Raw genomic sequence first — 26,638 nt, 5'->3', positions numbered from 1 at the left:
GCTTAATCCGGATGCGCCGTTTTACGCGGCATAAACTGTACCGTGCTGGTGCCCGGCTCCGTGTAAGGCTGGCTGCCAGTCCAGGCGTGGACAAATACCACTTCATAAGTGGCAGGCAATTTACCGTCGCGGCGAAATCCTTCATAGCCCTGCCGCAATTGCTGTAAAAATCCTTTTCCGCTCAAACCTTTGGCACGCCCGGCCGTGGCATTATGGGCACCGATGGCCTTGAGGTCACGCATCAAGGATTCCACCGTATCGTAGGTCAAGGTGTAATGCATCACATCCAGTACCGGCGCGCTGAAACCGGCGCGTGTGAGCGCGTCGCCGATATCATGCATATCAATAAACCGGCTGACGTGAGTATGGTCAGCACCTGAGGCGGCACGTAACTCTTTGAGCGTATCCGGCCCCAGCGTGGCGAACATCAGCAGGCCGTTCGGGCGCAATACACGGCGCCACTCTTGCAACGCGGCATCCAGATCATTACACCATTGCACCGCCAGGTTGGACCACACCATATCCACACTGGCGTTAGCCAAGGGCAGCGATTCAATATCAGCACAGACGAAACGTGGCTTGGCCCGCCAGAATTGATACCAGGGAAATAATGTGCGGCTACGCGCCAGCATGCCTTCGGCAATATCCAGCGCAATGCCCTGTGCTTTTTTAAACTGCCCGAGCAAGGCATGCAAGCCATGGCCGGTGCCACACCCAGCATCCAGGATGACTTCAGGCTCGAGTTTGACCACGTCCAGGCGGCTCAGCATTTCTTCGCGCACCTGGCGCTGCAAAATGGCGGCTGCATCATACTGTTTGGCGGCACGGTGAAACGACTGCCGCATGCGCGACTTGTCGATCTGATAAACGTCCTGCATTTAGCTACTCACTGGGGGTGATGTCAGGTCGTCAGCCATAAATGCTTCTACAGACTCGCAGAAAGCATCCGCATGTGACAAAAACGGCGCATGCGCGGCCCCGGCAATCACACGTAACTGGGCGCGCTGCAGATGCATGGCCAGCCAGTGCGCAGCTGAGAGGGGCGCCAAAGTATCACGGTCACCATGGATCAGTAAGGTCGGCTGGAACAAACGGCCAACCTCTTCACGCAAATCAGTTTGCAGCAAAATATCCAGCGCCTGGTTCAGGTTGTCTTGCGTCGGCGTGGGCTTGGCCGCAAAGGCCGTGCGTAATTGGCGCACAGTGCTGCGCGCATCTTTGGCATGCATGCATTGCAAGGTCAGGAAGTTCAGCAAGGTGGCATTAAAATCCTGCTCGAAGCGCTCATTGAACTGTTCAAAATGTCTGGCCGCGATCCCGTTTGGCCAATCAGGTTTACTGACAAAACAAGGGTTGGTCCCCACCAGAATGAGTTTTTCAACACGGTCCGGCTGGTTAAGTGCAATCTGCTGGGCCACCAGGCCACCCAGTGACCAGCCCAGGATGGTAGACACGCCCGGAATCTCTTCGGCCACCGCTTCAGCCAGGCTGTGCAAATGGTAGGGATAAACAGGACGACTTTGGCCCATGCCGGGCAGGTCAACCAGGAACAAACGGTAGTTGGCAGACAAGCGCTTGACCACGCGCTCCCAGACCGCGCTATTCATGCCCCAGCCATGTAACAAAACCAATGGCTTGCCCTGGCCCATGATTTCGATAAAACAACTCATGCCTGCGTCCCGGCCGGAATCTCACGCTCTGCGGCATGCAATGCAGCAATCAGTGCCCGTACATTTGCCTCACTATGCGCAGCCGACAGCGAAATGCGTAAACGCGAGGTATGCGCAGGCACGGTTGGTGGACGAATGGCAGGCACCAGAATACCGCGCGCCTGTAAATATTGACTCAGTGCCAGCGCCTCGTGGGTATCGCCTACCACCAGTGGCTGAATCGCCGTCTCCGACGGCAGCAGGTGCCAGCGTGAGAGTGACAGCTCACTTTTGAGCAAGGCAATCATGTCAAACAATTGCTTTCTACGCGCATCGCCGTGTTCAATCTCTTTGACCGAAGCCAGTAGTGCGGCTGACAGCGGCGGCGGTGCCGGGGTGGTATAGATATAGCTATTAGCGTACTGAATCAGGTAATCAATGACAATTTTTTCACCGGCGACAAACGCACCAGCGACGCCAGCGGCCTTGCCCAGCGTGCCCATCATGATTAATCGTGGTGACTGCAACCCTAAATGCTTGAGCGAACCGCGGCCTTGCGGGCCCAGTACGCCGAAACCATGTGCATCATCTACATAGAGATAGGCATCGTAGCGCTCACAGAGTGCCAGGTATGCAGCCAGTGGCGCAATATCACCATCCATGCTGAACACCGCATCGGCCGTCACCAGTTTGTGGCGTGCCGTGCTGGCTTGCAGTAGTTTTTCCAGCGCAGCCACATCGTTGTGCGCAAAGCGGTGATGCGTGGCACGTGATAAAAACGCGCCGTCATTGAGGCAAGCATGGTTAAGCTTATCGGAAAACACCGCATCGTCACGCCCCATCAAGGCACTGACAACACCGATATTGGCCATATAGCCAGTCGAGAACAACAAGGCGGCCGGTTGACCGACAAACGCCGCCAGTGCCTGTTCCAACTGGTCATGGTAACGGTGATGGCCGGTAATCAGGTTGGAAGCCCCGCTGCCCACACCCGCCTCTGCCGCGGCGGCTTGTAGCGCAGTCACCAGTGCAGCATCATTGGCCAGGCCCAGGTAATCATTGCTGCAAAACGACAGAAATGGCTGGCCATTGGCGGTAATATGCTCGGCCTGCGGCGAATCCAGCAAACGGCGCTGACGCATCAGGCCCAGTGTTTGCCGCTTATCGAGATCGGCGCGTAAAGACTCCAGCAAATCGCTCATTAGATCTTCTTCAGGCCAAGTTTGCTGAATAAAGCGTTATCCGACTCCACTTCCGGGTTACCTGTCGTGAGTAATTTTTCACCGTAGAAAATACTGTTGGCACCGGCGTGGAAGCACAAAGCCTGTACCGCTTCGCCCATGCTTTGGCGGCCTGCTGACAAGCGCACAAAACTGGTTGGCATGGTGATACGCGCAATCGCGATGGTACGTACAAATTCCAGCGGATCCAATGGATCTGTACCATGTAATGGCGTGCCTTCTACCTGTGTCAGCAAGTTAATCGGTACGCTCTCTGGCGGTTGCTCCATATTGGCCAATTGTGCGACCAGGCCTGCACGTTGCGCACGGCTTTCGCCCATGCCGATGATGCCGCCACTACAAACATTGATATTCATGCTGCGTACGCGATCCAGCGTATCCAGGCGGTCCTGGTAAGTGCGGGTGGTAATCACATCACCATAAAACTCTGGCGCCGTATCCAGGTTGTGGTTGTAGTAATCCAGCCCGGCCTCTTTCAGCTGCTCGGCCTGGCCGTCTTTAAGCATGCCCAGCGTGGCGCAGGTTTGCAGGCCCATCGCCTTCACTTCAGAAATCATTTTTAACACCGGATCCAGGTCACGCTGTTTGGGGCCACGCCAGGCGGCACCCATGCAGAAACGACTGGCACCGCTGTCTTTAGCAGCTTTGGCGGCCGCCAGCACGTCGTCCAGCTTCATCAATGGCTCATTTTCCACCTCGGTATGGTACCGCGCGGCTTGCGGGCAATAGCCGCAATCCTCAGAGCAACCACCGGTTTTAATCGATAGCAAAGTACTCACTTGCACCGCATTCGGGTCAAAGTGTTCTCTGTGTACCGTCTGGGCTCTGTGCAGCAAGTCATTGAATGGCAATTCAAACAGTGCCATGATGTCTTCTACGCGCCAGCGCTCAACCGTCGGGTGGCACGCAGCCGAAGGTTTCAAGCCATCAAGGTTAATGATAGAGGTTTGTATTTCGCTGCCACAAGCGGCAGCAGAGGTTTGTTGTTCCATAAATACCACGCAATGAAATTGTATGAATAATCCGGGCGAATTATATGTTGTTTAAAATATGACGTGAAAAAATTTTACAATAGATTAAAATTTAATCACACCCAACTTTACCAGCAACTACAGCAATGGCTGGGTTCAAGCTTGCCCTGTGTACTGTGTGATGCACCAGTCACCGCAGATAGCGCTCGCAAGTCAGCACTTTGCAGTCACTGCTTTGACTTGCTGCCCTGGTATACCTCGCCACGCTGTCCGCAATGCGCACTCCCCACCTCATCAGGCGCACTGTGCGGCATCTGTCTGCAACATGCGCCAGCCTTTGATCATACACTGACGCCATTCCGGTACGCCTATCCGCTGAATCGCCTGCTGCATCAATTCAAATACCATCAACAATTGTCTTTGGGCAATGTGCTGGCAAACAGCCTGTTCACACAAGTGTCGATTTTCGCAGAGACCGCACGACCACAGGTGGTGATGGCCATGCCCATGCACATCAACCGCGTTAAACAGCGCGGATTTAATCATGCGCTGGAATTAGCCAAACAGGTGCATCATCACTGTGGCATCGTTTTAGATCTTGAAGGCTGTGTACGTGTGATTGATACGCCGACACAAGCAGGCATGGATATGAAAACCAGAATACGTAATTTGCGCGGCGCGTTTGCCACGCACCGCTCTTGGCAAGGCCAGCATGTGATGATTGTGGATGATGTGATGACCACGGGCGCCAGCATGCACGCGGTGGCCAAAGTATTAAAGCAGGCCGGGGCAACGCAGGTGACGGCGCTGGTGCTGGCCCGCACCTTGAAAAATGAAGCGTGACGGATGCTACTCGCTACGCACGACTGCAACGCCACCCAGCTGGCGGATACGCTGCCCGACAAACTCTGACAAACGATCACTTAACGGCAGGTTATAAGCTTGTTGCAACTGCTGCAAGGCCTGTGCAGGCTGGGCCGCCGCTTGCAAAGAAATCGCATAAGCCACAATCCACTGTGCATGCCCGGGCCGCAACACGTTGGCGCGATCAAAGTGCGGTAAAGCGGCGACATGTTGCCCGGTTTGCTGATAGGCCATGGCCAGCATCCATTGCGACTCTGCATCCTGTATCAACAGATTGGCGACGGGTTTCAGCGTTTGCAATACAGCTTCAGGCTGGGCATGCGATAGTTGCCATTTGGCCAGTGATTTGGATAAGCCGATTTGCCCCGGAAACTGCTTGATCCCGGCTTGCAGTACAGCTACAGCTTCCGGCTCCTGCCTGGACTCAAACAAATAAGCTGCCAGCAACTGTCGCGCATCCTCTGACTGTGGATAGGTCGTTAACGCCTGGCGCAAAATGACCAATGCTTCATTCAAACGCCCTTTTTGCTCTTGGTCGACGGCGCGCTGAATCAGCAAATTCACCTCTTGCTCAGGGCGTATCTGCTTGTTCACCACACCACGAGGGCCAGACTCGTCCTCACTATTTTTAGCGATTTTGACGGCATTGCCTGGCTCAATGGCAGTCACCACAGGGTTAGCTGCCACAGCTTCAGCAGGGTTAATCGTAAACTCACCCTCCACTTGCGGCGGTATGGTTTTAGCGCTGACCGGCTTAGTCACCACCGGCTTAAGGGATGGTTGTGCAATGTCTTTCACTGGCGCTTGCCACGCGCTAAATAATGCTTTGGTGAACTGCGGATGCGACCAGGCTGGACTGTCGGCAGTGGCAGGCGTGGCCGCTTCCGCCGTGCTGATCTCGGCCCCGGCGGCTGGCACCACAGGGATTGCTACCGTTGACGGCACTGGCTGTAAGGCCACTGGCTTCGGATAAAAGCGTGCCACCAGCATTGGCCAATTGACCAGCAATACGCCGATCAGCGTTAAGAGCAACAGCCCCCATACCAGTTTACCGATCCAGGCCGTTGCAACTGACCCTGAATGGGATAACACTGGCTTAACCTGTCCAGCCCAGGCATTGCCCGCGCTGGCATCAAGCGTTGCCCCGCCTTGACGGGCCTCAACATTTTGCAATACCTGATTAATTAAGCTCAAGTGCTTCCCCAATAATTAACTAACGACCCAGGCCAGCCATGGCCGTATGCAATGTCACCCACCATTTAAAACCGTGCCCTAACCAGCGATGCTGCGCCTTGACGCTGGCCTGGGTATCCATAATGGCAGCTCTGACATCTTCTGCGGACACACCTTGCTGACCACGCCCAAATGCCGACAGCAAAGATTTATGCGCCAGGATATTCAGCAGCCTGGGAATACCATTGGCATAACGGTAGAGCAAACGCAGGCTGGCAGGCGTAAACACCATGCCACCCTGATACCCCGCAATATGCATGCGATGATTCAGGTAAAACCCCAATTCTGACCACTGCAGGCCTTTGAGATGATACTCAAAGCCAATACGCTGACGTAACTGGCGAATGGAGGGATGATTAATGCGCTCTTCCAACTCGGGCTGGCCAAAAATCACCACTTGTATCAATTTGCGCTTCTCGGTTTCGAGGTTGCTCAGCAGGCGCAAGGCTTCCAGTGTTTCCAGCGGCATGGCTTGTACTTCATCCAGGCACACCACCACGTGGCGGCCTTCATCAGCAAACGTGAGTAGCTTGCGGTTAAGCGCATCAATCATGTCGTGATGGGTAAAATCAGGCTTGAACGCCACGCCAAACTCAGTCGCCAACGTCATCAGCAAGGCATGTGGATCAAGGTAAGGGTTGGGGATAAATGCCACCTTGCAACTGGGCGCCAACGCCTTGAGCAGGCGGCGGCACAACAAGGTTTTACCGGTACCCACTTCACCGGTAATTTTGACAAAGCCTTCGCCGGACTGAATCGCAATCAATAGCGTATTCAGCGCCTCTTGCAGGCTACGCGTTGCATAATAAAAACTGGTATCCGGGGTGATGGTAAACGGATATTCCTTCAACCCAAAATGCTGCAGGTACATGCCCGCTCCTAAAAACTGGTATCACTCTTCAGTTTATCAACTCGGTCCTGACTATCAAGCATATCTTGCGCCCAGCTTTCGCCACTACGCACCACGGTAGATTTCAGCAAAATAACCAGTTCAGTTTTGGTGCTGGCGAGATCTTTCTGACGGAATAAGTTACCCAGGAACTTCACATCCCCCAGGCCAGGCACTTTGGTACGGGTATTGTCGACAGTTTCAGACATCAGGCCACCAATGGCAATCACGCTGCCATCTCTGGTACGCACAATGCTGTCTGTTTCGTTAATGTTAGACGACGCCGTTGGGATGGTATAAGTGCCGCCGTTGGCACTGGACAATGTCACAGTCCGGTTCACTTGCGTCACATCACTGATAAACGGATGCACGTGCAGAATAATATTGTCATCCCTATCAATCTGCGGTGTCACATCCAGTGAAATACCAGAGAAGTATGGTTGCAGCTGAATATCTGGTGTCACAATCGCGCCACCTGTTGTTGTTGTCACATTGGTTTTCACGTTAGTGACATAAAAAGCGTCATTACCCACCTTGAGCACGGCTTTCTGGTTATTAATGGTCGCAATACGCGGACTGGAAAGCACTTCTACATTCCCTTGTGTTTCGAGGAAGTTCAGTAAAGCCGAAAAGCCTTTGCCCTGCACCGCCAGCGCGAACATTGAGCCGCCAAGAGAAGTGACAGCGTTATTACTTAATGCACCGGGCTCAGTCGTCGTCACGGTGCCATTGGTTAAATCACCAGTTTCACTCAATGAGGCATTGCCATTGATGTTACCAAAGGTCACATCGCGGCCACGGGTATGTCTGGCGGCTGCCCAGTTAATCCCTTGTTGAGAGTTTCTGTTTAACTGCACCTTGATGATTTTGGCTTCCAGAATCACCTGGCGGTCTACGGTCACCTGCATCAGGCTCAAAAACTTCTCAACCTGGCGGATTTCTTTAGGCATAGCTTTCACCATGATCAGGCCAGACTGCGCATTAATCACGACTTTACGGCCGTTTTCTTCACCAATCAGGCTGCTCAGAGAACCGGCAACTTCGTCCCAGAAGTCATTATTGGTACGCATACTCACATCGGAGGCATACACTTGCAGATTAGACGCGCCAGAACTCCCACTGCCCGCTGCGGTGCCAGTACCCGTACCGCTACCTGTCCCTGATCCGGTCATGGCTGCCGCCTGACCAGCTACGCCTGCCGCACCACCGGCACCAGAGCCACTGGCAGTACCAGAGGTCACGCGCGTCGCGGAAGTGCCTCTACGCGCACCCGTAATGTAATTCACCTGGAACACACGTGTCTGCAAGGTTTGCGGCTCAACAAAAATCTGCTTGCCACTCATTTTGTATTCATAGCCATACAAATCACGCAAGGCATTGAGGGCTTCAAACAAGGTCACATCGCGCAAGTTGATTGAAATCTCACCTTTGAGTTCAGGACTCAATGCAATGCTGTAAGGGCTGCCAGAGACAATGCCCATCAATACCTGAGCGGCAGGTGCTTTGTTCACTACCAGGTCAAACCTGGGCTCAACACGCTTGGCTAATGCCTTGGGCGGCTCAATCTTGAGAGGTTCGAACAATTCATCTGTGACCTCTTTCGGCGGTGGCGCCACCTGCGCTTGAGCCTTGGCCGCTGATGTCGCCAATTCGTTCTGAATTTTAGGGTTTATCGATGTATTGGGGGGCGCAAACGGATTGCTGGTACATCCAGCCAACCCGGCACCTATCATCATCAAACCCAAGGTATTCACAAATGTTTTCATAGCAGTCTCTCTATTGATGTTCCCTTGCTTATCCCGTTAAGCGGGACCTGCAAGTGTTTGTCACTTTATTTCTCAATCTTTATTCTTTTAATCTTTTTGGCCGTTTTTTTGATGCCTGCCGGTGGCTGCACTGGTTCCATAAAACTGGACAAGCCCATCCTGAGGACTTTCTTCTCACCCAGCTTGCTGATAAACACAGCTTGCTGATTTTTTACCGATGACAATTTAAAGCCCTCGTAACTACTACCCACTTGTACCATCTGGCCATTCACCACAGCAAAACCATTTTTACCGTTGTCTTGCAAGGCAGTGAGCTCCCATGGTCGCTCTATCTGCGCCTGTGTATTCGGCAAATACGCCATGACTGAAGCTGGTGGTTTGGTTGGATCAACCATGCCATCAGCGGCAGCAACACTTGCCTGCACCAGACTCATCATTAAAACTATTGTCATCAACAAGCGCATGCTAAATCCCCAACCATGCATTTTCACCACTCAGGGTATACACCTGAACCGTCAATTCGCTGTCTGGATACTGAGCCTTGAGCTCAGCACTTTCCCAGGCCAGCTTTTGCCCAATGGCTTTTAAAGATTGTGCATAAGCCATCAATGCAAAATACTTACCTTTCAGGCGCACTTTCACGGCATGCTGATACACATGCGGCACATTCTTCCACACTTCTTCAGCATTGGCTGGTGCCGCACCACCTGACGCAGTGTCGGCTTGTGTCTGTAATTGTTTTCTCTGCTTCTCGATAAAGTCGACCACAGGCAGTGACTGCATTTCCACCACTTGCACATCGGCATGCTGTTGCAATATTTTTTTCAGCAATGCCACCATGTCTTGTGGCGGCACCATATAAGAAGACACCTTGACCAGATCAGCAGACTGACTGTTAATGTGCTGCGTGGCCTCATTAATATCATGTTGCAAGGCATTCGTGGCTGGCGGCGGCGCGGCCTGCGTGGCTATCGTCGTCATTTGCTCAGTCAAGTTCGTTGTATCGTTCTGGATCTTAATCACTTCCTGCTGCGTACTCGCCAGTTGCACACGCTGTGGCTCCAGCAAAAACGTATCCATCAGGCCAACCACGGCAAACAAGCCGGCGCCAAAAATCATCCAGCGCTCCCGTTGGGAAAGCGCCAGCCATTTGTTACTCACTGTCTGAAATTGCTCAAATCGCATCGGTCATTTCCCTGGCGTCGGCTGAGCTTGGGTGGTTTGACGCACAAAGTCATCCCAACTCACGCTGTTCTCGCGTTTTGCCTGGCTTTGCAAATCGCGTCCTTTTACTTCGAAGGCATATACCTGCAGCTTAGCTTCTTCCTCATGCGCGGCTTGGCTCGCGGTTGCTGGCGGCGCTACCGATGCCGGGGCGGCATTACTAGCCGCATCAGGTGCGCCTTTACCAGCAGGCATTGATTCAGGCACCGCAGCAGGGGGCGGTGCGGCAACAGCAGGCGCCGTTGCTGGCGATTGCGGCCGCTGTAACTCCACTTGCTTGAACTGGATGCCGGAGAATTGCGTGCCTTCAAAAATGCGTTGTGCAGACAGCAAATCCAGATACTGCGGAATAGCTTCAGACTGCAATACCTGCCCGGTCAGTGAAATATGCTGAGTACCAGGCTCAATCCTGAAGCCAGTCAACCATAACCCTGCTTGTTGCTGTGCGGTAAAGGCACGCATGTAATCAACCAGGTGATTTGATGCATCAGAGATGGATTGCTGGAAAATCGCCAGAATCTGCGACTGCATATCAAAGCGGCCTTTGAGGGTTTTTAACTCGACTTCAAGTTTGCTGTTATCAATTGGCGTCACGCGCTGCGCAAACTGATCCACCTTCTTCTGCATGGTTTCATATTGCGTCACGGCTTGATTGCGCTGCGTTTGCAAGGCAGCATTTTCTGCTTCAAGGCCGGTAGACAGGTAAAACATCACGCCAGCTGCCAGCACATAAGTGACGATGACAAAAGGTAAATTGAACCAGTCTTTGGATTTAACCAGCCCACCTTCAAACAGGTTAATCTGCTGACTCATGCCGCCGTCTCCTGACGCAAGGCAGCGCCTAAAGCGGGCAACAGCATGGCTTGTTTTTCCAGGCTGGAGAAGTCCTGGTCGGCAGGCAACTCGACAATATCTTCCAGATTAAAGACATTCACCGGCACATAAAGACTGGAACTCAAGCCGCTGACCAGGTAGTCGCGATTCGCCACGGGTGCGACCACCAGGCGATTCAGGCTCAGGTAAGGGAACTGACGGTCGAAACTGTCCAGCGAACGCTGTAACTCAAGCACCAGTTTGTCAAAATTACTTTTAAACAGCTCGCCGCGGTCATTCAGAAAATCACGATCGAGCTCAATCAGGCGCGCATGATATAACTCGCCTTTGGCCGTAAACGTCAGCAAACATCCGCGTGGCAAAATGCTGAGCGTCACCAGCGCACGGTCTTCGTGTTCGAGCAGATGGGCAATATTGCGCTGTACCAGCGCATGCACATCGACTGACTTCACGTTAAAACCCGCCTCTGATAGTTGATTACCCACCGCAGAAACGATGGCTTTTTTAGCACAAATTGCCAACATCAATGGCTGGCGATTTGCGTAAGAAGGGTCTACCGGCACATCAATGCCATCGACGACCGCTTGCTCGACCGAATAGTCCAGCAAGCCTTTCAATTTCCAGCGCAACGCAGGCTTCACTTCGTTGTCCGGCATATTCGGTTTATCAATCTGCACAATATTGTATTGGTCAACATTGAGCACTAGGTTGCACGGCAAGGTCTTGAGGTCATTTTTGGTCACAAAGTGACGCAATGTGGAGGTCGCATGCAGTGGTACCTGCTCAACAGCGGCAAATGACACCACCGGCTTGGCCCCTTCGGATGGCGGCGTCAAGGCGACAGTGCTGACATGCATATCGGTGTAGCTGATACCCACTTGCTGCTTGTTCTTTTGTCGTTTAAACCATTCCATAGAGGTAAGTCTGACTTTCTAAATATTTTTTTATTTAAAATCAAAGTATAACAACCACAACTTCAAGCTTTATCGGAGATTAGTATACACAAAAAATCCCCCAGGTGAAGCCATCACCCACTGCGCCAAATAACTGATATTTCATACGTTGCCTGAATACCACTTTGTTAACGCTTGATAGTTCATTTTAACAATAGCAACTTTAGTGCCTGAGCCTATGGTTTAAAGCCATGATAAAAAGAACAAAACCACCTGATTCGGTGGTTTTGTGATCGCTAGAAGTTTTCTCGCATGTAGATAATGGGCGCCTTGTAGATGCCGAAGGTGGCACGGCCAAGTGGATCGGCACCAAACCAGTTGCGCATCCCTGCCGTCCCAGAGATCGCATTTGATTGTGTCGTGCCGGGGCCCACACAGGTTTGATCACCGCCTGCCCCCTCAAAATTCAAGTCCAGATCCACACTGCCGGTATTGGGCGTATTGCCAGTCACGCCCGGCGCACTTAACCGCAAATACATTATCCCTTTGATCATGGTGGTGTTTCCACTCAACACCGTTTCACAGGCGTTCAAATTACCTCTGTAGCTAGCGGTAGGCATCGCTATGGTCTTGATATCAAAAGTGGTACAACTATCTTCGGTACTACGCCTGTAGCCGGTACCTCCCCAGAACTGTGCTTCAAGCGGCACTGTGAGCGGCAGCAACTCCGACCCATGTACTGGAGTGATGACAAGACGCCCATACCGAAACGGCACACTACTAGCGATAGCAAATGGAGACGTAGTGGTCGTAACACCATCTGAATCTTGTATTTGTGTGCGCACCGTCACTATTTGTTCGTTAATCGGTGCATTTGCGCGAGGCACATAAAACTTGGCGGTCATCGGGGCGACGCCAGCCGCCCAACTGCCTGTCAGAGAGTTACTTGCCGTGCTGCGGGTTAATGCAACAGTAGTTAGTGCAGGGTTGGTCGTAAAGTTAAAGTTACCCCAGGTTGAAGGGTCAAATTTGGCATAACTACCCACATAGTTTTGAGTCGTTGCACCAAGCCCATTTTTAGCCGTAATAGTGAATTGAGTATCCAAGGCTGCTTGACTAGTGGTGTCTTGACCGTAATAGGCAAACGTTCCACAGGCTTTTGTAACGGTGCCTGTACTAATGTCGAACCTTTGAGGAATAAACCGTCCGAAGTAACCGCTAGTGCTACCTATGGTGCATCCATAAAATTTTACAGTTCCACTACCTCCAGTATTATCAGCTGTTGCAGTATCACAATCCCCATTTGCCCTATCTACTGCAGTAAACGTATCATCATAAACGCCGCTTGTAGCCGCAGCCGGAAACTGGAGTAGGCCAACTTCGCTATACGTAAAATTGTCTGCTGTGCTGACACCACTAATGGCAGCAGGTAAAGTGCCTGTTATTGTTTGAGCATTAACACCTACACCAACGGTATAACTGATCACCCCCGCCGCAGGTGCCCCAGAATGGGCAACCGGCACAGCTTTTGGGGTACCGGTATAATTGCTTTCCCCAGTCACGGCCTTTAAATTAAAAGTGCTAGTACCTGCGACAAGAACCGGCGTAGCCGTTGGCCCCGGAGAAGCAGGCGTTGCGTTTGAAGAGGTCACAGTGAATGACTGTGGGCGCACCGAGAAATTATCTGTAGAGCATCCTACTTTACCTACACTAGTATCAGTGACCCGACACCTCAAACTCGGGTAGGAGTTAAGCACATCGGTATCACTAAATGATACGGTTTGCTTACCAGGGTTAGTCGAAGAAGAGGAAAATGAAATCTTTTTAGTAGCCACCACAGTCGCCCCGCAGCCACTGCCAGTGTCATTGACTAGCTCAACTGTCACCCCGTTTGCAGCAGATACATAGGCGGTCGCCTGAACACCGCTGGTCAGCAATGCGTACACATCCAGATCGAACGCCTTGCGAGTCAGCTTGGTATAAATAGGATTGCGTTTGTTGGTCACCGCTGACAAATTATTATAGGTCAGCCCACTTTCCATGCACTCAAACGAACTCAAACATGGCGTGTTTGTGACAACAAAGCTGCAACTTTGTGAACTAGTTGCCGTGTTCCAGCATTTCACGCCATTCAGCGGTGCTTTGGTCAAGTTATTAACACCTAAAGTGTAAGTAGTCGCCGTACTGCTCTGATAGGTAAATGTATCTATAGTATTCGCAGAACCTAAATTAAACGACCGATCTGGCGTTTTGGTCAAACTGGATGAGCTAGCAGGCAATAGGTCGCCTGACAAAGCCCCCGAACTCAACATTTGATCATCCGGACAAGGCACTGTAGAGGATAAACAGGCTAGGACTTTAATCTCAAAAGGGCAAAGCGAGCTGCTACCAGCGTGACGAATTTCCAGATGATCGTAGTTAGGGACTGCGGTAGAACCTACAACAAAATCATAACTGAACGTATACGTGCCTGGTAATGTAAAATCATACTCGACCGCCATGCCGGTATCTTTGTATGTTTTACTCACAGTATCACTCAGCGAATTAGTGGTCGTGATGTCGCAATCAGTACTGCTATTTGTTCCCCAAAAGTCGTAAAAACCGACGCAATAATGGCTAAACTTCAGCCCATCCCGCTCTCGAAAGGTTTCAACAACATCCAGGTTAGCAGGCAATCCTGTACTTGTCGGGCAGCCACTACTGGTCTGAGGATAAGTACCAACCACCTGCTTATTATTGGTATCTACGTAGCGGACACCACACCCGTAATCATTTCCACCTAAATACGTATCTACAACATGATAATAACGAACTGGGTTAGATGCACTCACAGGATACAATGCTGGGATAGTCAACGTGACGTTTGCCGTCACAAAATCATATGGATAAATATAGCTCCAGACAATGGTCACGGTTGGCCCCTGAGTGAGCGAGTTATATGGCACCGTAAATTGTGAAGTAGCTCTTTGCGCCACGCCTGCGGTAGCCGTAGCAGGCGTTGGGCCAGTCATCGGAACAGTTGTATAAGCACTTGGAGAAGAGGAGGAGGCCGCAAAATGATTCGGCCCATAAATAGTTTTATTGCCTCGAATGTATACACCATTATCCAAGCGGCTGGTTGAGGTGTTAACCTGTGGATTAGCAGCATTGTTATTAAACATGCTTATATTAAAAGTGCGATCTGGGGTATAAGTCGACTGATAAACTTGACCACCTTTATTTTTCACTACCTGAAGCTGGGTGGAATCATCGATGATAATGTGCAGGCCATCAGATGTTGACACGCCACCGGCACTGTTGAGATGAACAAACGCGGCATTAACACTGGTATAAAAAATCACTCCCGCAGCAAGCAGAAGCGTCTTTAATATCAATTTAGTTAAATTACACACGAAATAAGTATCCTAGATTAATTACATTCCTCTACAGGCGGGCCGCTATATAAGCATCGACCGAGAGTCACTGTAATTCTTCGTTCTATGTAGTCTTGTGCACCCACGACCCCCAGCGAAGCCGTTGAGGTAATGGTATACATGCCAACATTCTGCGTGTTGCCTTTGTCCTGAAGCACACTGCGGTCGCAGGTCAATAACACATTAAAGTTATTAATCGTCAAAGTGGACGGCGAAGCGAAACAAGCTTTCATATCGGTTGAGCCCGGCGATAATACCTGAAAAGCCCCCCACTCTACGCCCGCCCTTGCCGCCAAATACGCATTTGCGCCTTGCACATCTTGTATCGTGCCCAGATTGGCCAGCAGCGACAAACGCATGGCATAACCCACCAGGCCAGCCAAAGTCACCAGTAAAAATATTGCCACAGGCAACATAAAACCCTTTGCGCGATAAGCAATGCTTTTCATGGCGAATTCACCACATTAATCAAGTTAACCAATCTTGCCACGCCACCGTTTTTTGCGAGCGTCAATTGCGCAGTGACGACACTGGAATGCTGCATGACGCCAGGCGTATAGGTAAAACTACATTCGGTCACATCGTCAGCGACAATATTAGCTGTCAGCCCATTAAAATTGGTCACACGCCCGGAAGCGATAGGAATATTTGAATACATCACCAAACGGCGATTAGGAAGATCGCAGGCATAAATGACAGCACCGTTCACTACATAAAAACGGCTACCCGGTGAAGCAAACGGAAAAAGTGCACCTGTGAATGTGACTGAGTTTGCATTAGCACTTACTGGCCGAATATTGTTGCCCTCATACACATCAGCCCCAGCAATGCCCATGTTATAAATAACCAGCCGGTCCCCGGCATCTACATTCACCATCGGCCCGAGTACATCCAGCGTAAGACTGCCTGCATCGAAGTCTTCTTGCTGATAGCGGCCACCTGCCTTAATTGGCACAAACTGAACATAACTCCCTGTGTCATTCGGCACCCACACACTATTAGGCAGGGCATTGCGGATATCGCGTGACATACGGCGCAAGGAAATATCAGCACGGTCGGCAAGCTCGTAATAAGCCTCAGAATTTACATAAGCCAAGATTGAATTGCGGATAAAACTGACTGAAATGCCACCCAAAATAGCCATCACGACGATGACAATCACCAGCTCCACCAAGGTGAAGCCAGACATAGAAAGACTAGAATGCTTACATGCGCGGCGCATAACGAACCTTAAAGCCAGTGAGGCGGATTGTTGTGCTGGCAGGGCCATTCACCGTCACTACAATTTTTAATACCGCATCGGCAGGAAGGCCTGCAAAAGCACCCGCCCCACCCGCCTGTGTAATGGCAACAGCCGCTGAATAAGCGTTTAAGTCTGCCAATGCAGTAGAGTCGCCAATGCGACAGATGCCGGTACAACCACCGCCAGGCATGGTAAAACCACCATAGTCAGCGACATTATCAAAAGGGTTTGCTGCACCGTAGCGACTCTCGGTCGCCGGGCTTGGGCCATTTAAGTTGGCTTGCGAATTCACCGAGCAGTCAGCCGAACTGTTGGCGGTGGATGCATTGGGATCATCAGGGTCGCAAAAGGTGAAGGGCATTTGCTGGATTTCTTGCATGAGTGATTCAGCAATCGCAATGGCTTGCTTGCGCGCGAGTGGATCAGCGGAGTGCCCACTCATAAAAGCGAGTGCACCAATCACACCAGCAATGGCAGTTGTCACAATCACAATAAACACGACCATTTCTACCAGCGAAAAACCGTAATGGTTTTTTTTGCTGGGTGGTATGTATTTATTATTTTTGTGATTATCTTGTTTGCCCATATGCGTCACCGGGTCAATGACCAGATGGTTTGTTTAGTGGATGTAACCTGTATTTGCTTCGACATTAACTATCAACGACTGGGCATTATTTTTTCTATTTGTGACAGTGTAGCTCGCCGCCTGATTTGGCACAGCACGCCCAAGCCCATCAAACCCTAAGCCCGCATTCGATGAACCGACATTCACATTCTTAGAGCTTGTAAAAACATAAGCGGCCGCTGTCTCAGGGCTAATTACCGATTGATTACATGCTGCGTCAAAACAAAGCCTGACAACATCTGGCACAGCGTCGGTATGAATAACAAACACCGGCTTGCGCTGGGCAATCGCCGTTTTTTGCGCATAGCGAAGCGTAGATGAAAGTAAACCCGCGTCACCGCGGGTTTCGAAGATATCACCATTTGCGAATCTGGGGGCGGCTACTACTGCTAAAATCGCAGTTAAAACAATCACCACCACCAACTCAACTAGCGTAAATCCGTTTGAATATACCTTCGCTGTCACAACAACTAGCAGTTTGCAACAGTAATATTAGCCTCATTAACCGTACCAGTCGTCGAGTCATATGTAAACGAACATGCTGCAGTATCTCTCAGGCTAAACACGGTTGAATTGGCAACACTGGCATGATCCAGATTAACCCCTGAAACGCTTTGTAACGCTGCTTCAATACCACCGGTAGCATTTGTTGGCCAACCGCTCCCATTGACGGCAACGTTACCTCCATCAACAGGCACGTTACCGGCAGCAGTCATCCCACTCGCTATCCACGCAGCATGTACCAATGTAGCTGCTGTACGAACAGATGCTGCCACACCTCTTGCTGTTGCTAAGTTTGCACGTTCCGTCACATTCACAAATCTTGGCAATGCTGTCGCAGCAAGAATACCAAGTACCGCGATCACTACAACCAATTCAACCAATGTAAAACCAGCTTGTTTTTTCATTACTCAGACTCCTAATCAAAAATCCCTACCGTTATCATCACAGTGGCAGGTTATAACTGCGTTAACTTATCGCTAGCAAAAGGCATGCCAGACAATTTTGGTCCACACTAAACGATGCCTGCGACCACCTCTACAACGACCTAATACTAAAGGTATTGCTAATTGCCTTTAAAATATGCACAAACAATTAACCACCTTTAAACATCACCGAACTCATATCCCATATTGGCAAAAATACACCCAGTGCTAATATCAATACCAGTATGCCCAAGAATATAATCAATATAGGTTCGATTTGCGCGCCTAATGTTTTAACGTCATATTCGACGTCAGCTTGATACATATCGGCAATTTCTTGCATTAAATCATCCAGCGAACCAGACTCTTCACCCACTGCAATCATCTGCAGCACCAGTGGATTAAATACCCCCGTTTGCGTGGCAGTTCTAAGAATGGTTTCACCGCGCTCAATGCCAGCAGACATGCTTAGAATTTTAGCGCCAAGATACTCATTCTCAACCGTCTGTGAGACCAAGCGTAAAGCCGAAAGAATCGGCAAACCACTACGCGTCGACAAAGCAAAACTGCGTGCAAACCTGGCCATGGTGCCTTTGAAAATAATCTTGCCTGCAATAGGAATGCGCATCTTGTAACGATCCCATTGAGACCGCCCAACTTCTGTACTCGTGTACGATTTGAACATCCAGACCGCCCCTGCAATCATGCCTATCAGCACAAACCAGTAGTTACGCATGAAGCTGGAAAACGCGATCAATATTTTTGTGATGAAGGGCAAATCCGCATGCATGCTGGCAAATACTTTTTCAAACTGCGGAATCACCATGACGTTAATAACGACGATGGCAATCGCCATCGCGATGAGCACAAAGGTGGGATATTGCAAAGCAGACTTGATTTGGCCGCGCATAAAGCGCTCAAACTCAATGTGCTGCGCCAATCGCAGAAAGATATTGTCCAGGTTACCCGTGGTTTCACCAACACGGATCATGCTGATATAAAAGCCATCAAACACCTTAGGGTGCTCAGTCATGGCGACTGACAATTCACGGCCTGAGTCCAGGCTGACACGAAGCTGACCGACTACTTGCGCCAGTGTGGCATTACCAACCGAGCTTTGAATGCCGGCCAAGGCACGCATAATCGGGATACCAGCCTTGAGTAAGGTATACATCTGCTTGCTGAACAGCATGACATCGAGGCTGGTGACTTTTTCTTCAAACAAATTAAAGGCAACTGCACCAGCCGCTTTTTGCTTGATTTCAATCGGGGTGATTTTGGAAAGTATGAGTGCTGCACCCAACGCGTCAAGGTCGGCCGCTTCTTGTACGCCGCTGACCATCATGCCATCGTCGGTACGTCCTTTATATTCAAATATCGGCATAGGCGGCGCTCTTTAAAAAGGATTACTCTTCAAATTGATTATCGACACGCATGATTTCATCAAGCGTAGTCTTACCATCTATCGCCAGTTGCAGTGACTGATCGCGCAAGGTTCTGCCTTTGAGTCGTTCGCGCGCTTTTTTGATGAAGACATTGGTATCCGGCATGTTGGCGGCCATCGCCAACTCATCGGTCATTTCCAAAAATTCGTATAAACCAACCCGCCCCAAATAGCCGGTACGGTTACAGTGCTGGCAGCCTTTGCCATGACGGAAATTAGTAACTACATCCGGTTGCTGTATGACCTGATTTAACCAGACTGACTCTGACTCACTCGGGGTGTGCTCGACGGCGCAATGCGGGCAAATGAGTCGCACCAGCCGCTGCGCCAACACGCCTAACAGCGACATGGCGACCATAAAGCGCGGTACGCCCATATCGATCAAACGCACAGGGGCGGTGGAGGCATCGTTGGTATGCAATGTTGATAGCACCAAATGGCCGGTCATAGAGGCACGCAAACCGGTTTGGGCAGTTTCCTCGTCACGCATCTCACCCACCAGCACAATGTCCGGGTCCTGACGCAGAATAGCGCGCAATAACTTGGGAAAGTCCAGCTCAATCTTTTCGTTGACCTGGGTTTGAATAATGCCCGGCAAACGATATTCCACCGGGTCTTCTACGGTAATTACCTTGGTCTCTGGTGTATTCAACTCACTCAGCGCAGAATACAGGGTGGTGGTTTTACCACTACCGGTCGGACCAGTGACCAACACCATACCGCTTGGACGGCCAATCATTTTACGGAAACGCGCCAGTAAATCCGGCGGCATACCTAATTTATCTAATTGGAAATGCCCGGTATTCTGGATCAGCAAACGCATCACCACGGTTTCGCCATACTGGGTAGGCATGGTAGAAATACGCATATCCACCGCGCGACCTTTTACGGTAAAACCAAAGCGGCCATCTTGCGGCAAGCGTTTCTCTGAGATATCCAGGCCTGCCATGATTTTGAGGCGCATCACCAGCGCAGTAGCGATCTTATTATCCGACTGCGTCTGAAAGTGCATCACACCATCAATACGAAAACGGATCAGCAGTTTATTTTCTTGCGGCTCAATATGTACGTCAGACGCGCGTACCTGTACGGCATCTTCAAAAATAGTCTGCAACAGCTTAACAACAGGCGCGTCATCTATGCCCAGATCAACGCCCATCAGGCTGGCAAGATCAACATTGCTGGCGGCGAGGTCTTCTTGCAGCTCCAACGCCAGTGAAGAGATTTGCTCGGTCTGGCGATAAGAGCGGTCAATGGTCTGCATAAGCAGACTTTCCTGCACGACGACAATATCAATGTCGCGTTTGAGCAGCCTGACCAACTCGTCATACGCATACACATCCGATGGATCAACCATCGCAATCAGGAAACTATTTGGACGTTCTTCGAGCAGGATGGCGCGGAAACGGCGCGACTGAACTTCAGGGAGTTTTTGAACCTGCTTCACGTCCAGTTCGTACTGGCCCAGGTCCAAAAATGGGATATTCAACTGAGAAGCGACAGCCTCGGCAATTTGCCGCTCATTGGCGTAGCCTTTTTCAGCAATCACGCGCCCCAGGCGACGACCCGACTTGCGCTGTTCTTCCAGCGCCTGATCGAGCTGAGCTTGGGTCATGAAATTCTGTCTGACCAGAATTTCACCTAATCTAATTTTCTCGGGACGAGCCATGGCGTTGTAATTATTTATCTATATAGACTTTTCTTCGTCTATCATATCACCAACATTCTACCCTTACGTTTGTAAACAAGCTGCAAAAAATGTTTCATATCGTCCTTTTCGAACCCGAAATTCCACCCAATACGGGAAATATCATACGCTTATGTGCCAATGCCGGCGCAAAACTGCACCTGGTCAAGCCCTTAGGCTTTGAACTCTCGGATAAACACCTTAAACGCGCAGGCCTGGATTACCACGAATACGCCGAACTCACCGTCTACGAGAACTGGGCAGAATGCCAACAGCGCCTGCAAGGCAAGCGCATGTTTGCACTCACCACCAAAGGCAGTACAAGACACACTGATTTACAGTTTAAAGATGAAGATGTGTTTGTCTTTGGACCAGAATCGCGCGGCTTGCCAGAAGACATCCGCGCACAATTTGCGCCAGAACATCGCGTCAGGCTACCGATGCTGCCGCACAGCCGCAGCCTCAACTTGTCGAATTCAGCCGCCATTTTGCTGTATGAAGCCTGGCGTCAAACCGGGTTCCCCGGGGGCGTGTGAAAGTAATAGGCAAAAAAAGCCCCGATTAAGGGGTAAATCGGGGCAACAGGCCTCATCGTAAAGGCTTCCGCTCAGGGAGGAAAGAAGCGGAAAGATGATTCATCATCATCGTGCTGATATGAGTCTTCTGCGTTTTGAAAAGTTCCGATAATTTATCACCATAAATCTAATTGAGTGCGGATGGGCATGGGAACTTGATTGAAACCGTAGGGATAAGTAACTCTGTAGACTTCACGCGCTGACGGATTGATGTAGTACTTTTTCGCCTCTAGGCGAGTCACTTTCTGATGCTTGCCCCTCAGAAAGTAACCAAAGAGGAGGGCACCCAGCCATCACGGCCTGACGGCTCCCTTGCGTTGCTCAACAAAATAAGCGGTCACGAAACTCATCCTAGCGGGCTGCACACTACGCAGCCCACCGCGGGATTCGGACAGTCGCTCCCTTCTTCCTTATTTTGTCTCCGCTACTCAGCGTGATGGGATGGGATTTATCTCGCCAAATTCGCATTGCATAAATGCGGACGGTTCAAAAATCAGATTCTTTTGTTAACCCTGCTAAACGATGGCGCTCGCGGGTGTTCGGGGTCCCCATCTGCCGCGCCGAGCAACGCAGGGTTGGCGGGAGTCTTCGGCCATCGGCTGTCCGAGTTCCGCAACAAGCCACGTTCTGTGTGGCTTGTCAGGGTGACAACTAACGAAGTGTTGCGGCGTAGGCTAACATTGCGTAGCAATGTTAAACGTAGTGGCCGTAGCCAATTTCGATGGACGCCCGGCAAACCGAGTAGCGCAAGGAAGAAGCGGAAGCTGGGGTGTCTTGTTCTTTGCCTTCTTTCTTATGGACAAGCATAAGAAAGAAGGTCGCCTAGAGGCGAAACAGATCGCTCATTAAATAACCAAGCAACTTACTACTAATATACTCTTCGCTTTTTCAAGCAAAGAAAAGTAACTCGCCAAAAAAGCGAAAAGAAACCCCTAAACCAATAGAACAATCTTTTCTTACAATCCCACACCCAGCAAACGCCTTAGCGACACAGCATCCGACCAAACAATCCATCAAATTCCCCTGCACATCATGCGATAATAATCACATGCAATCTGAAACCAATCTCCTCCAGGGTCTCAACGATAAACAACTGCAAGCGGTCACCCTGCCGCATCTTTCTGCGCTCATTCTGGCAGGTGCTGGCAGCGGTAAAACACGGGTGCTGACGACGCGCATCGCCTGGTTGATCCAAACTGGCCAAACCTCGCCCATGGGCCTGATGGCCGTGACCTTTACCAACAAAGCGGCCAAAGAAATGCTGACGCGTTTGACCAGCATGTTGCCAATCAACACACGCGGCATGTGGGCAGGCACTTTTCACGGTTTATGTAACCGCATGTTGCGTGCACACTACCGCGAAGCCAGATTGCCAAGCACCTTCCAGATTCTGGATACCGCAGATCAGCTGTCTGCCATTAAGCGCGTGATGAAAGCCATGAATGTGGATGATGAGAAATATCCACCCAAGCAAGTGATGGGTTATATCAACAGCTGCAAAGAGGAAGGCTTACGCGCCGAAGCGGTAGACGCTTATGACGGCCACAGCCAGAAATTGCGTGAGATTTATGCGGCCTATGACCAGCAATGCAACCGTGACGGCGTGGCCGACTTTGCTGAGCTATTGCTGCGCTGCTACGAGTTGCTGGAGCGCGAGCCACATATCCGCGCGCATTATCAGCAGCGTTTTCAATATATTTTGGTGGACGAGTTTCAGGATACCAACCGCCTGCAATACTTATGGTTAAAGCTGCTAGGTGGCGCGCATAACAGCATTTTTGCCGTGGGCGACGACGACCAGAGTATTTATGCTTTCCGTGGCGCGCGCGTCGGTAATATGAACGACTTTCAGCGCGACTTTAATGTGCAGAATATCGTCAAGCTGGAAGAAAACTACCGTTCGCACAGCAATATCCTCGATGCGGCGAATGCCATCATCACCAATAACCGCAACCGCCTTGGTAAGAACTTGTGGACGTCTGCGGGCAAGGGCGAGCCGATTCGCATTTATGAGGCTTATAACGATACCGACGAAGCGCAGTTTATTGTCGATGAAGTAAACATGCTGCAAAAAGAAGGTGTGCCGCTGGGCGACATGGCCCTGCTCTACCGCAGCAATGCGCAGTCACGCATTCTTGAGCACACTTTGTTTTCAGCCAATATTCCTTATCGTGTTTATGGCGGCCTGCGCTTTTTCGAGCGCGCCGAAATCAAGCATGCACTGGCTTATTTGCGCCTGATTGCCAATGCCAACGACGATACCGCCTTATTGCGCATCGTCAATTTTCCACCACGCGGCATAGGCGCACGCGGCCTGGAGCAACTGCAGGAAGCGGCCCGCCAGAACGAATGCAGCTTATGGCAAGCAGCGACTAATAAAGTCGGCGAGGGCAAACTGGGCAGCAAGGGGCTGGATGGCTTTGTTGCGCTGATTCGCCAGATGGTCGATCAGGGTTACGGTATCACCTTGGGTGAAATGGCAGAAATGGTCATCAACTTGAGTGGCCTGATGGCGCACTACCAGAATGACAAAGAAGGTGAAGACCGCATCGAAAACTTGCAGGAACTGGTCACTGCCGCCGTGGCATTTAGTAATCAGGCCCTGGGCAATCACCATAATATGGATGAAGATGCCGACCAGCTGACGCAGTTTCTAAACCATGCCAGCCTGGAAGCCGGTGACCATCAGGCTGATGTCGGGCATGAAGCCTTGCAGCTGATGACGGTACACGCGGCAAAAGGCCTGGAGTTTCACAGCGTATTTATCGGCGGTGTAGAGGAAGGCTTGTTCCCGCATGAGCAGGCTGCTTACGAAAATGGCGGCCTGGAAGAAGAGCGCCGCCTGATGTATGTGGCCGTCACCCGCGCGCGCCAACGCCTTTATCTCACGTATGCCCAAAGCCGTATGCTGCATGGGCAAGTGCGTTACGGTATTGCCTCACGCTTTATCGATGAAATCCCTGTCGACCTGACCAAGCGCTTGAATAGCAAACCAGTCGCCAAACCTTATGCCGCAGGTGGGCAATACAATGCGCAGCCAGTGCAGGCAAGCAGCAGCGCACAATCCAGCTACCCGTTTAAGATTGGCCAGAGCGTGCGTCATGGCAAATTTGGTGAAGGCGTGGTGGTGAGCTATGAAGGCAACGCCAATGACTTGGCGATTAAAGTGAATTTTGGCAGTGCCGGCTTGAAAACGCTGATGCTGGAATACGCTAGGCTGGAAAAGGTTTAAGCAGCGACTTGTCTCAAGCCACCATGCCGCTCTTCATTGGCATGGTGGCTGATCCTGGACATATCATCATTGTCACAAATATTTCATCCACCATTTGCACAACTTAATCAAGAAGCAGTTAAAACCGTCGATACTGCTTGCATGATATATGCCCCTCCCCAGCTAGAGGTTGAAGCCATTCTGGCGCAGAGAAATCTGCTACCGCTGTTTCAACCTATCGTTGATATTAAACACGCCCGTGTATTTGCACATGAAGCGCTGATCCGGGGCCCGGTGGAATCCAGATTACATTCGCCGATTGCGCTGTTTAATGCAGCCAGTTTATGTGGCCTGAATATCGAGATGGAATACGCGGCGCGTGAGGTCATCTTTAATGAATACAGCCGCACCGATAGGTCTCACCCCTTGTTTGTAAATTTCAGCCCGGACTGCCTGCTATTAAACGAGGGGCATTTGTCTTTTGGCCTGACGCAGCTTGAAAAGTGTGGCCTCAAACCTGGCGATATCGTGATTGAAATCACCGAGAGTTCTACCATTCGCGATTATGCCGAGCTCCGGGATGCGATCCTGCGCTTTAAAGCCTTAGGGTTCAAAATCGCACTGGACGACCTCGGTGAAGGCACGTCCAGTTTGCGGTTGTGGTCTGAGCTGTCACCGGAATATGTCAAGATCGACAAGCATTTTATTGCCAATATACACAATGACCCGATGAAACTGGAGTTTGTGCGCGGCATCCAGAAAATCGCGGTTGAATCGAATACGCTGACCATTGCCGAAGGCATTGAAACCAAAGAAGAACTGGCGGTGATCAAAGACTTGAAAATAGACTTTGCCCAAGGCTACCTGTTTGGACGGCCGTTCCCCAAGTTTCAATATGCCCTCACTGAAGAGGTGCATAACCTGCTGAATAAAAACATTGTTCGCCTGTTTGCTGACCAGCAAAGCCATGCCTCAAAGCAGGCCACCGTGGTCGGCTTAACCAGTTACCAAACTGCCGCCATGCCAGACATGACCAATGAAGAGGTATACAACTGGTTTAACAGTGACACCACGCTCAACTCGATTCCGGTAATTAATCAGCAGGGAATACCGTTAGGGTTGATCAGCCGCTACGACACCATAGACCGCTTTGCACGCCGCTACCAAAAAGAACTCCATGGCAAAAAGTCTTGTACGACCTTTATGGATACCCAGTGCCTGATGGTACAAAAAGACATGACCATTCTGGCCTTGAGTGAGCTGATTCTGGCGGCAGATCCCAAATATCTGCTCAATGGATTCATTATTGTCGATGGCGAGCGCTATGTGGGCATGGGTAGCGGGCATGCCTTGCTACGCGAAGTCACCAATATGCAAATTCACGCCGCGCGTTACGCCAACCCCCTCACTTTGCTACCGGGCAATGTGCCCATCAATGCCCATATTGATAAATTGCTGGAGCGGCGTATCCCGTTTGTGGCCTGTTATTGTGATTTAGACCACTTCAAACCATTTAACGATGCCTATGGCTATCGCCGTGGCGATGAGGTCATTCAGTTTGTCGGCCGCTTATTGAGTAGCATGGTCAACAATGAACATGACTTTGTCGGCCATATTGGCGGCGATGACTTTGTGCTGATTTTTCAAAGCGAAGAGTGGGAAGCCGTTTGTCATGACATCCTGGAGACCATTGCCAAAGTGATGCCGGACTTTTATGACTTGAAAGACGTACAACTTGGCGGCATTCGCATAGAAGACCGTTTGGGTAACGAGCATTTTTACCCGTTTGGTAGTTTGTCCATCGGCGCTGTGCGGGCTTGCTCCGATTCATTTGCCAGCCATCACGAAGTGGCTGGCGCCATGAGCAATGCTAAAAAACAGGCCAAAAAGACCATAGGCAACAGCCTGTTTACTGAGCGGCGCAAGCTATCCGCAAGCGCTTAACCTATA

General features: G+C 50.8%; 23 protein-coding genes. 4 read left to right on the top strand and 19 right to left on the bottom strand.

Going from position 1 to position 26,638, the window contains the following annotated elements; genetic code table 11:
- Positions 1–2: 2 nt before the first annotated feature.
- The 4 genes from bioC to bioB are packed head-to-tail and all read right to left on the bottom strand — an operon-like array spanning position 3 to position 3,882.
- A complete protein-coding gene (bioC, locus tag OH31_RS02050; RefSeq protein WP_024929420.1) occupies positions 3–878 on the bottom strand; it encodes a malonyl-ACP O-methyltransferase BioC in 876 nt (291 codons plus the stop codon).
- The gene (gene bioH, locus OH31_RS02045; protein ID WP_024929419.1) at positions 879–1,670 is read right to left on the bottom strand and encodes a pimeloyl-ACP methyl ester esterase BioH; all 792 of its coding nucleotides are present in this window, start codon (positions 1,668–1,670) and stop codon (positions 879–881) included.
- On the bottom strand, positions 1,667–2,851 hold the full coding sequence (bioF, locus tag OH31_RS02040; RefSeq protein WP_024929418.1) for an 8-amino-7-oxononanoate synthase: 1,185 nt from the start codon (positions 2,849–2,851) through the stop codon (positions 1,667–1,669). The genes bioH and bioF overlap by 4 nt, the downstream gene beginning before the upstream one ends.
- Complete coding sequence (gene bioB, locus OH31_RS02035; protein WP_024929417.1) at positions 2,851–3,882, bottom strand: biotin synthase BioB; 1,032 nt, start codon at positions 3,880–3,882, stop codon at positions 2,851–2,853. The genes bioF and bioB overlap by 1 nt, the downstream gene beginning before the upstream one ends.
- A gap of 63 nt (positions 3,883–3,945) precedes the next feature.
- Between bioB and OH31_RS02030 the strand changes: the two genes are divergently transcribed.
- Positions 3,946–4,704: a ComF family protein gene (locus tag OH31_RS02030; protein ID WP_024929416.1), complete on the top strand. Its 759-nt coding sequence runs from the start codon at positions 3,946–3,948 to the stop codon at positions 4,702–4,704.
- Between the two features lie 6 nt (positions 4,705–4,710).
- Here OH31_RS02030 and OH31_RS02025 read toward each other — a convergent pair whose 3' ends face one another.
- From OH31_RS02025 to OH31_RS01955, 15 genes are all read right to left on the bottom strand, one after another.
- Positions 4,711–5,919, bottom strand: coding sequence for a M48 family metallopeptidase (locus OH31_RS02025; RefSeq protein ID WP_024929415.1), 1,209 nt, complete (start codon positions 5,917–5,919; stop codon positions 4,711–4,713).
- 19 nt (positions 5,920–5,938) lie between these two features.
- Positions 5,939–6,829 (bottom strand): ExeA family protein, encoded by an 891-nt coding sequence (locus OH31_RS02020; RefSeq protein WP_019881319.1) that lies wholly within the window; start codon positions 6,827–6,829, stop codon positions 5,939–5,941.
- 8 nt (positions 6,830–6,837) lie between these two features.
- Positions 6,838–8,613 carry a pilus (MSHA type) biogenesis protein MshL gene (mshL, locus tag OH31_RS02015; protein WP_024929414.1) on the bottom strand — a complete coding sequence of 592 codons (1,776 nt, stop codon included), beginning with the start codon at positions 8,611–8,613 and terminating at the stop codon, positions 6,838–6,840.
- A gap of 65 nt (positions 8,614–8,678) precedes the next feature.
- On the bottom strand, positions 8,679–9,065 hold the full coding sequence (locus OH31_RS02010; RefSeq protein WP_242402172.1) for a hypothetical protein: 387 nt from the start codon (positions 9,063–9,065) through the stop codon (positions 8,679–8,681).
- Positions 9,066–9,078: 13 nt separating this feature from the next.
- Positions 9,079–9,798, bottom strand: a complete 720-nt coding sequence (gspM, locus tag OH31_RS02005) for a type II secretion system protein GspM (RefSeq protein WP_024929412.1) — start codon at positions 9,796–9,798, stop codon at positions 9,079–9,081.
- Positions 9,799–9,801: 3 nt separating this feature from the next.
- A complete protein-coding gene (locus OH31_RS02000) occupies positions 9,802–10,650 on the bottom strand; it encodes a hypothetical protein (RefSeq protein ID WP_024929411.1) in 849 nt (282 codons plus the stop codon).
- Positions 10,647–11,585 carry a hypothetical protein gene (locus OH31_RS01995; protein WP_019881312.1) on the bottom strand — a complete coding sequence of 313 codons (939 nt, stop codon included), beginning with the start codon at positions 11,583–11,585 and terminating at the stop codon, positions 10,647–10,649. Before OH31_RS01995 ends, OH31_RS02000 begins: the two co-directional genes overlap by 4 nt.
- 275 nt (positions 11,586–11,860) lie before the next feature.
- Positions 11,861–14,956, bottom strand: coding sequence for a DUF6701 domain-containing protein (locus tag OH31_RS15240; RefSeq protein WP_242402171.1), 3,096 nt, complete (start codon positions 14,954–14,956; stop codon positions 11,861–11,863).
- A gap of 17 nt (positions 14,957–14,973) precedes the next feature.
- A complete protein-coding gene (locus OH31_RS01985) occupies positions 14,974–15,426 on the bottom strand; it encodes a hypothetical protein (RefSeq protein ID WP_024929409.1) in 453 nt (150 codons plus the stop codon).
- Positions 15,423–16,166: a prepilin-type N-terminal cleavage/methylation domain-containing protein gene (locus OH31_RS01980; RefSeq protein ID WP_024929408.1), complete on the bottom strand. Its 744-nt coding sequence runs from the start codon at positions 16,164–16,166 to the stop codon at positions 15,423–15,425. The genes OH31_RS01985 and OH31_RS01980 overlap by 4 nt, the downstream gene beginning before the upstream one ends.
- A gap of 16 nt (positions 16,167–16,182) precedes the next feature.
- On the bottom strand, positions 16,183–16,806 hold the full coding sequence (locus tag OH31_RS14315; protein ID WP_036298566.1) for a hypothetical protein: 624 nt from the start codon (positions 16,804–16,806) through the stop codon (positions 16,183–16,185).
- A 33-nt stretch (positions 16,807–16,839) separates the two neighbouring features.
- Positions 16,840–17,310: a prepilin-type N-terminal cleavage/methylation domain-containing protein gene (locus OH31_RS01970; RefSeq protein ID WP_024929406.1), complete on the bottom strand. Its 471-nt coding sequence runs from the start codon at positions 17,308–17,310 to the stop codon at positions 16,840–16,842.
- A gap of 5 nt (positions 17,311–17,315) precedes the next feature.
- Positions 17,316–17,753: a type II secretion system protein gene (locus tag OH31_RS15340; RefSeq protein ID WP_024929405.1), complete on the bottom strand. Its 438-nt coding sequence runs from the start codon at positions 17,751–17,753 to the stop codon at positions 17,316–17,318.
- Positions 17,754–17,940: 187 nt separating this feature from the next.
- Positions 17,941–19,155 (bottom strand): type II secretion system F family protein, encoded by a 1,215-nt coding sequence (locus OH31_RS01960; protein ID WP_024929404.1) that lies wholly within the window; start codon positions 19,153–19,155, stop codon positions 17,941–17,943.
- A gap of 22 nt (positions 19,156–19,177) precedes the next feature.
- A complete protein-coding gene (locus OH31_RS01955; RefSeq protein WP_036298563.1) occupies positions 19,178–20,830 on the bottom strand; it encodes a GspE/PulE family protein in 1,653 nt (550 codons plus the stop codon).
- 143 nt (positions 20,831–20,973) lie between these two features.
- Here OH31_RS01955 and trmL point away from each other — a divergent pair, with 143 nt between their 5' ends.
- From trmL to OH31_RS01935, 3 genes are all read left to right on the top strand, one after another.
- A complete protein-coding gene (gene trmL, locus OH31_RS01950; RefSeq protein ID WP_024929402.1) occupies positions 20,974–21,438 on the top strand; it encodes a tRNA (uridine(34)/cytosine(34)/5-carboxymethylaminomethyluridine(34)-2'-O)-methyltransferase TrmL in 465 nt (154 codons plus the stop codon).
- 1,087 nt (positions 21,439–22,525) lie between these two features.
- Positions 22,526–24,709 (top strand): UvrD-helicase domain-containing protein, encoded by a 2,184-nt coding sequence (locus tag OH31_RS01940; RefSeq protein WP_024929401.1) that lies wholly within the window; start codon positions 22,526–22,528, stop codon positions 24,707–24,709.
- A 69-nt stretch (positions 24,710–24,778) separates the two neighbouring features.
- Entirely contained in the window at positions 24,779–26,632 is a 1,854-nt protein-coding gene (locus OH31_RS01935; protein WP_242402170.1) for a GGDEF domain-containing protein, read from the top strand.
- Positions 26,633–26,638 lie beyond the last annotated feature (6 nt).

It is taken from the genome of Methylophilus sp. OH31 (assembly GCF_000576615.1).
Classification (GTDB): Bacteria; Pseudomonadota; Gammaproteobacteria; order Burkholderiales; family Methylophilaceae; genus Methylophilus.
This window is presented reverse-complemented; position numbering and strand designations above follow the sequence as displayed.

Bases quoted from the DNA above. Each gene is read 5' to 3' on its own strand.
- bioC (WP_024929420.1), bottom strand. From the start codon at position 878: ATGCAGGACGTTTATCAGATCGACAAGTCGCGCATGCGGCAGTCGTTT.
- bioH (WP_024929419.1), bottom strand. From the start codon at position 1,670: ATGAGTTGTTTTATCGAAATCATGGGCCAGGGCAAGCCATTGGTTTTG.
- bioF (WP_024929418.1), bottom strand. From the start codon at position 2,851: ATGAGCGATTTGCTGGAGTCTTTACGCGCCGATCTCGATAAGCGGCAA.
- bioB (WP_024929417.1), bottom strand. From the start codon at position 3,882: ATGGAACAACAAACCTCTGCTGCCGCTTGTGGCAGCGAAATACAAACC.
- OH31_RS02020 (WP_019881319.1), bottom strand. From the start codon at position 6,829: ATGTACCTGCAGCATTTTGGGTTGAAGGAATATCCGTTTACCATCACC.
- mshL (WP_024929414.1), bottom strand. From the start codon at position 8,613: ATGAAAACATTTGTGAATACCTTGGGTTTGATGATGATAGGTGCCGGG.
- OH31_RS02010 (WP_242402172.1), bottom strand. From the start codon at position 9,065: ATGACAATAGTTTTAATGATGAGTCTGGTGCAGGCAAGTGTTGCTGCC.
- gspM (WP_024929412.1), bottom strand. From the start codon at position 9,798: ATGCGATTTGAGCAATTTCAGACAGTGAGTAACAAATGGCTGGCGCTT.
- OH31_RS02000 (WP_024929411.1), bottom strand. From the start codon at position 10,650: ATGAGTCAGCAGATTAACCTGTTTGAAGGTGGGCTGGTTAAATCCAAA.
- OH31_RS01995 (WP_019881312.1), bottom strand. From the start codon at position 11,585: ATGGAATGGTTTAAACGACAAAAGAACAAGCAGCAAGTGGGTATCAGC.
- OH31_RS01985 (WP_024929409.1), bottom strand. From the start codon at position 15,426: ATGAAAAGCATTGCTTATCGCGCAAAGGGTTTTATGTTGCCTGTGGCA.
- OH31_RS01980 (WP_024929408.1), bottom strand. From the start codon at position 16,166: ATGTCTGGCTTCACCTTGGTGGAGCTGGTGATTGTCATCGTCGTGATG.
- OH31_RS14315 (WP_036298566.1), bottom strand. From the start codon at position 16,806: ATGGGCAAACAAGATAATCACAAAAATAATAAATACATACCACCCAGC.
- OH31_RS15340 (WP_024929405.1), bottom strand. From the start codon at position 17,753: ATGAAAAAACAAGCTGGTTTTACATTGGTTGAATTGGTTGTAGTGATC.
- OH31_RS01960 (WP_024929404.1), bottom strand. From the start codon at position 19,155: ATGCCGATATTTGAATATAAAGGACGTACCGACGATGGCATGATGGTC.
- OH31_RS01955 (WP_036298563.1), bottom strand. From the start codon at position 20,830: ATGACCCAAGCTCAGCTCGATCAGGCGCTGGAAGAACAGCGCAAGTCG.
- trmL (WP_024929402.1), top strand. From the start codon at position 20,974: ATGTTTCATATCGTCCTTTTCGAACCCGAAATTCCACCCAATACGGGA.
- OH31_RS01940 (WP_024929401.1), top strand. From the start codon at position 22,526: ATGCAATCTGAAACCAATCTCCTCCAGGGTCTCAACGATAAACAACTG.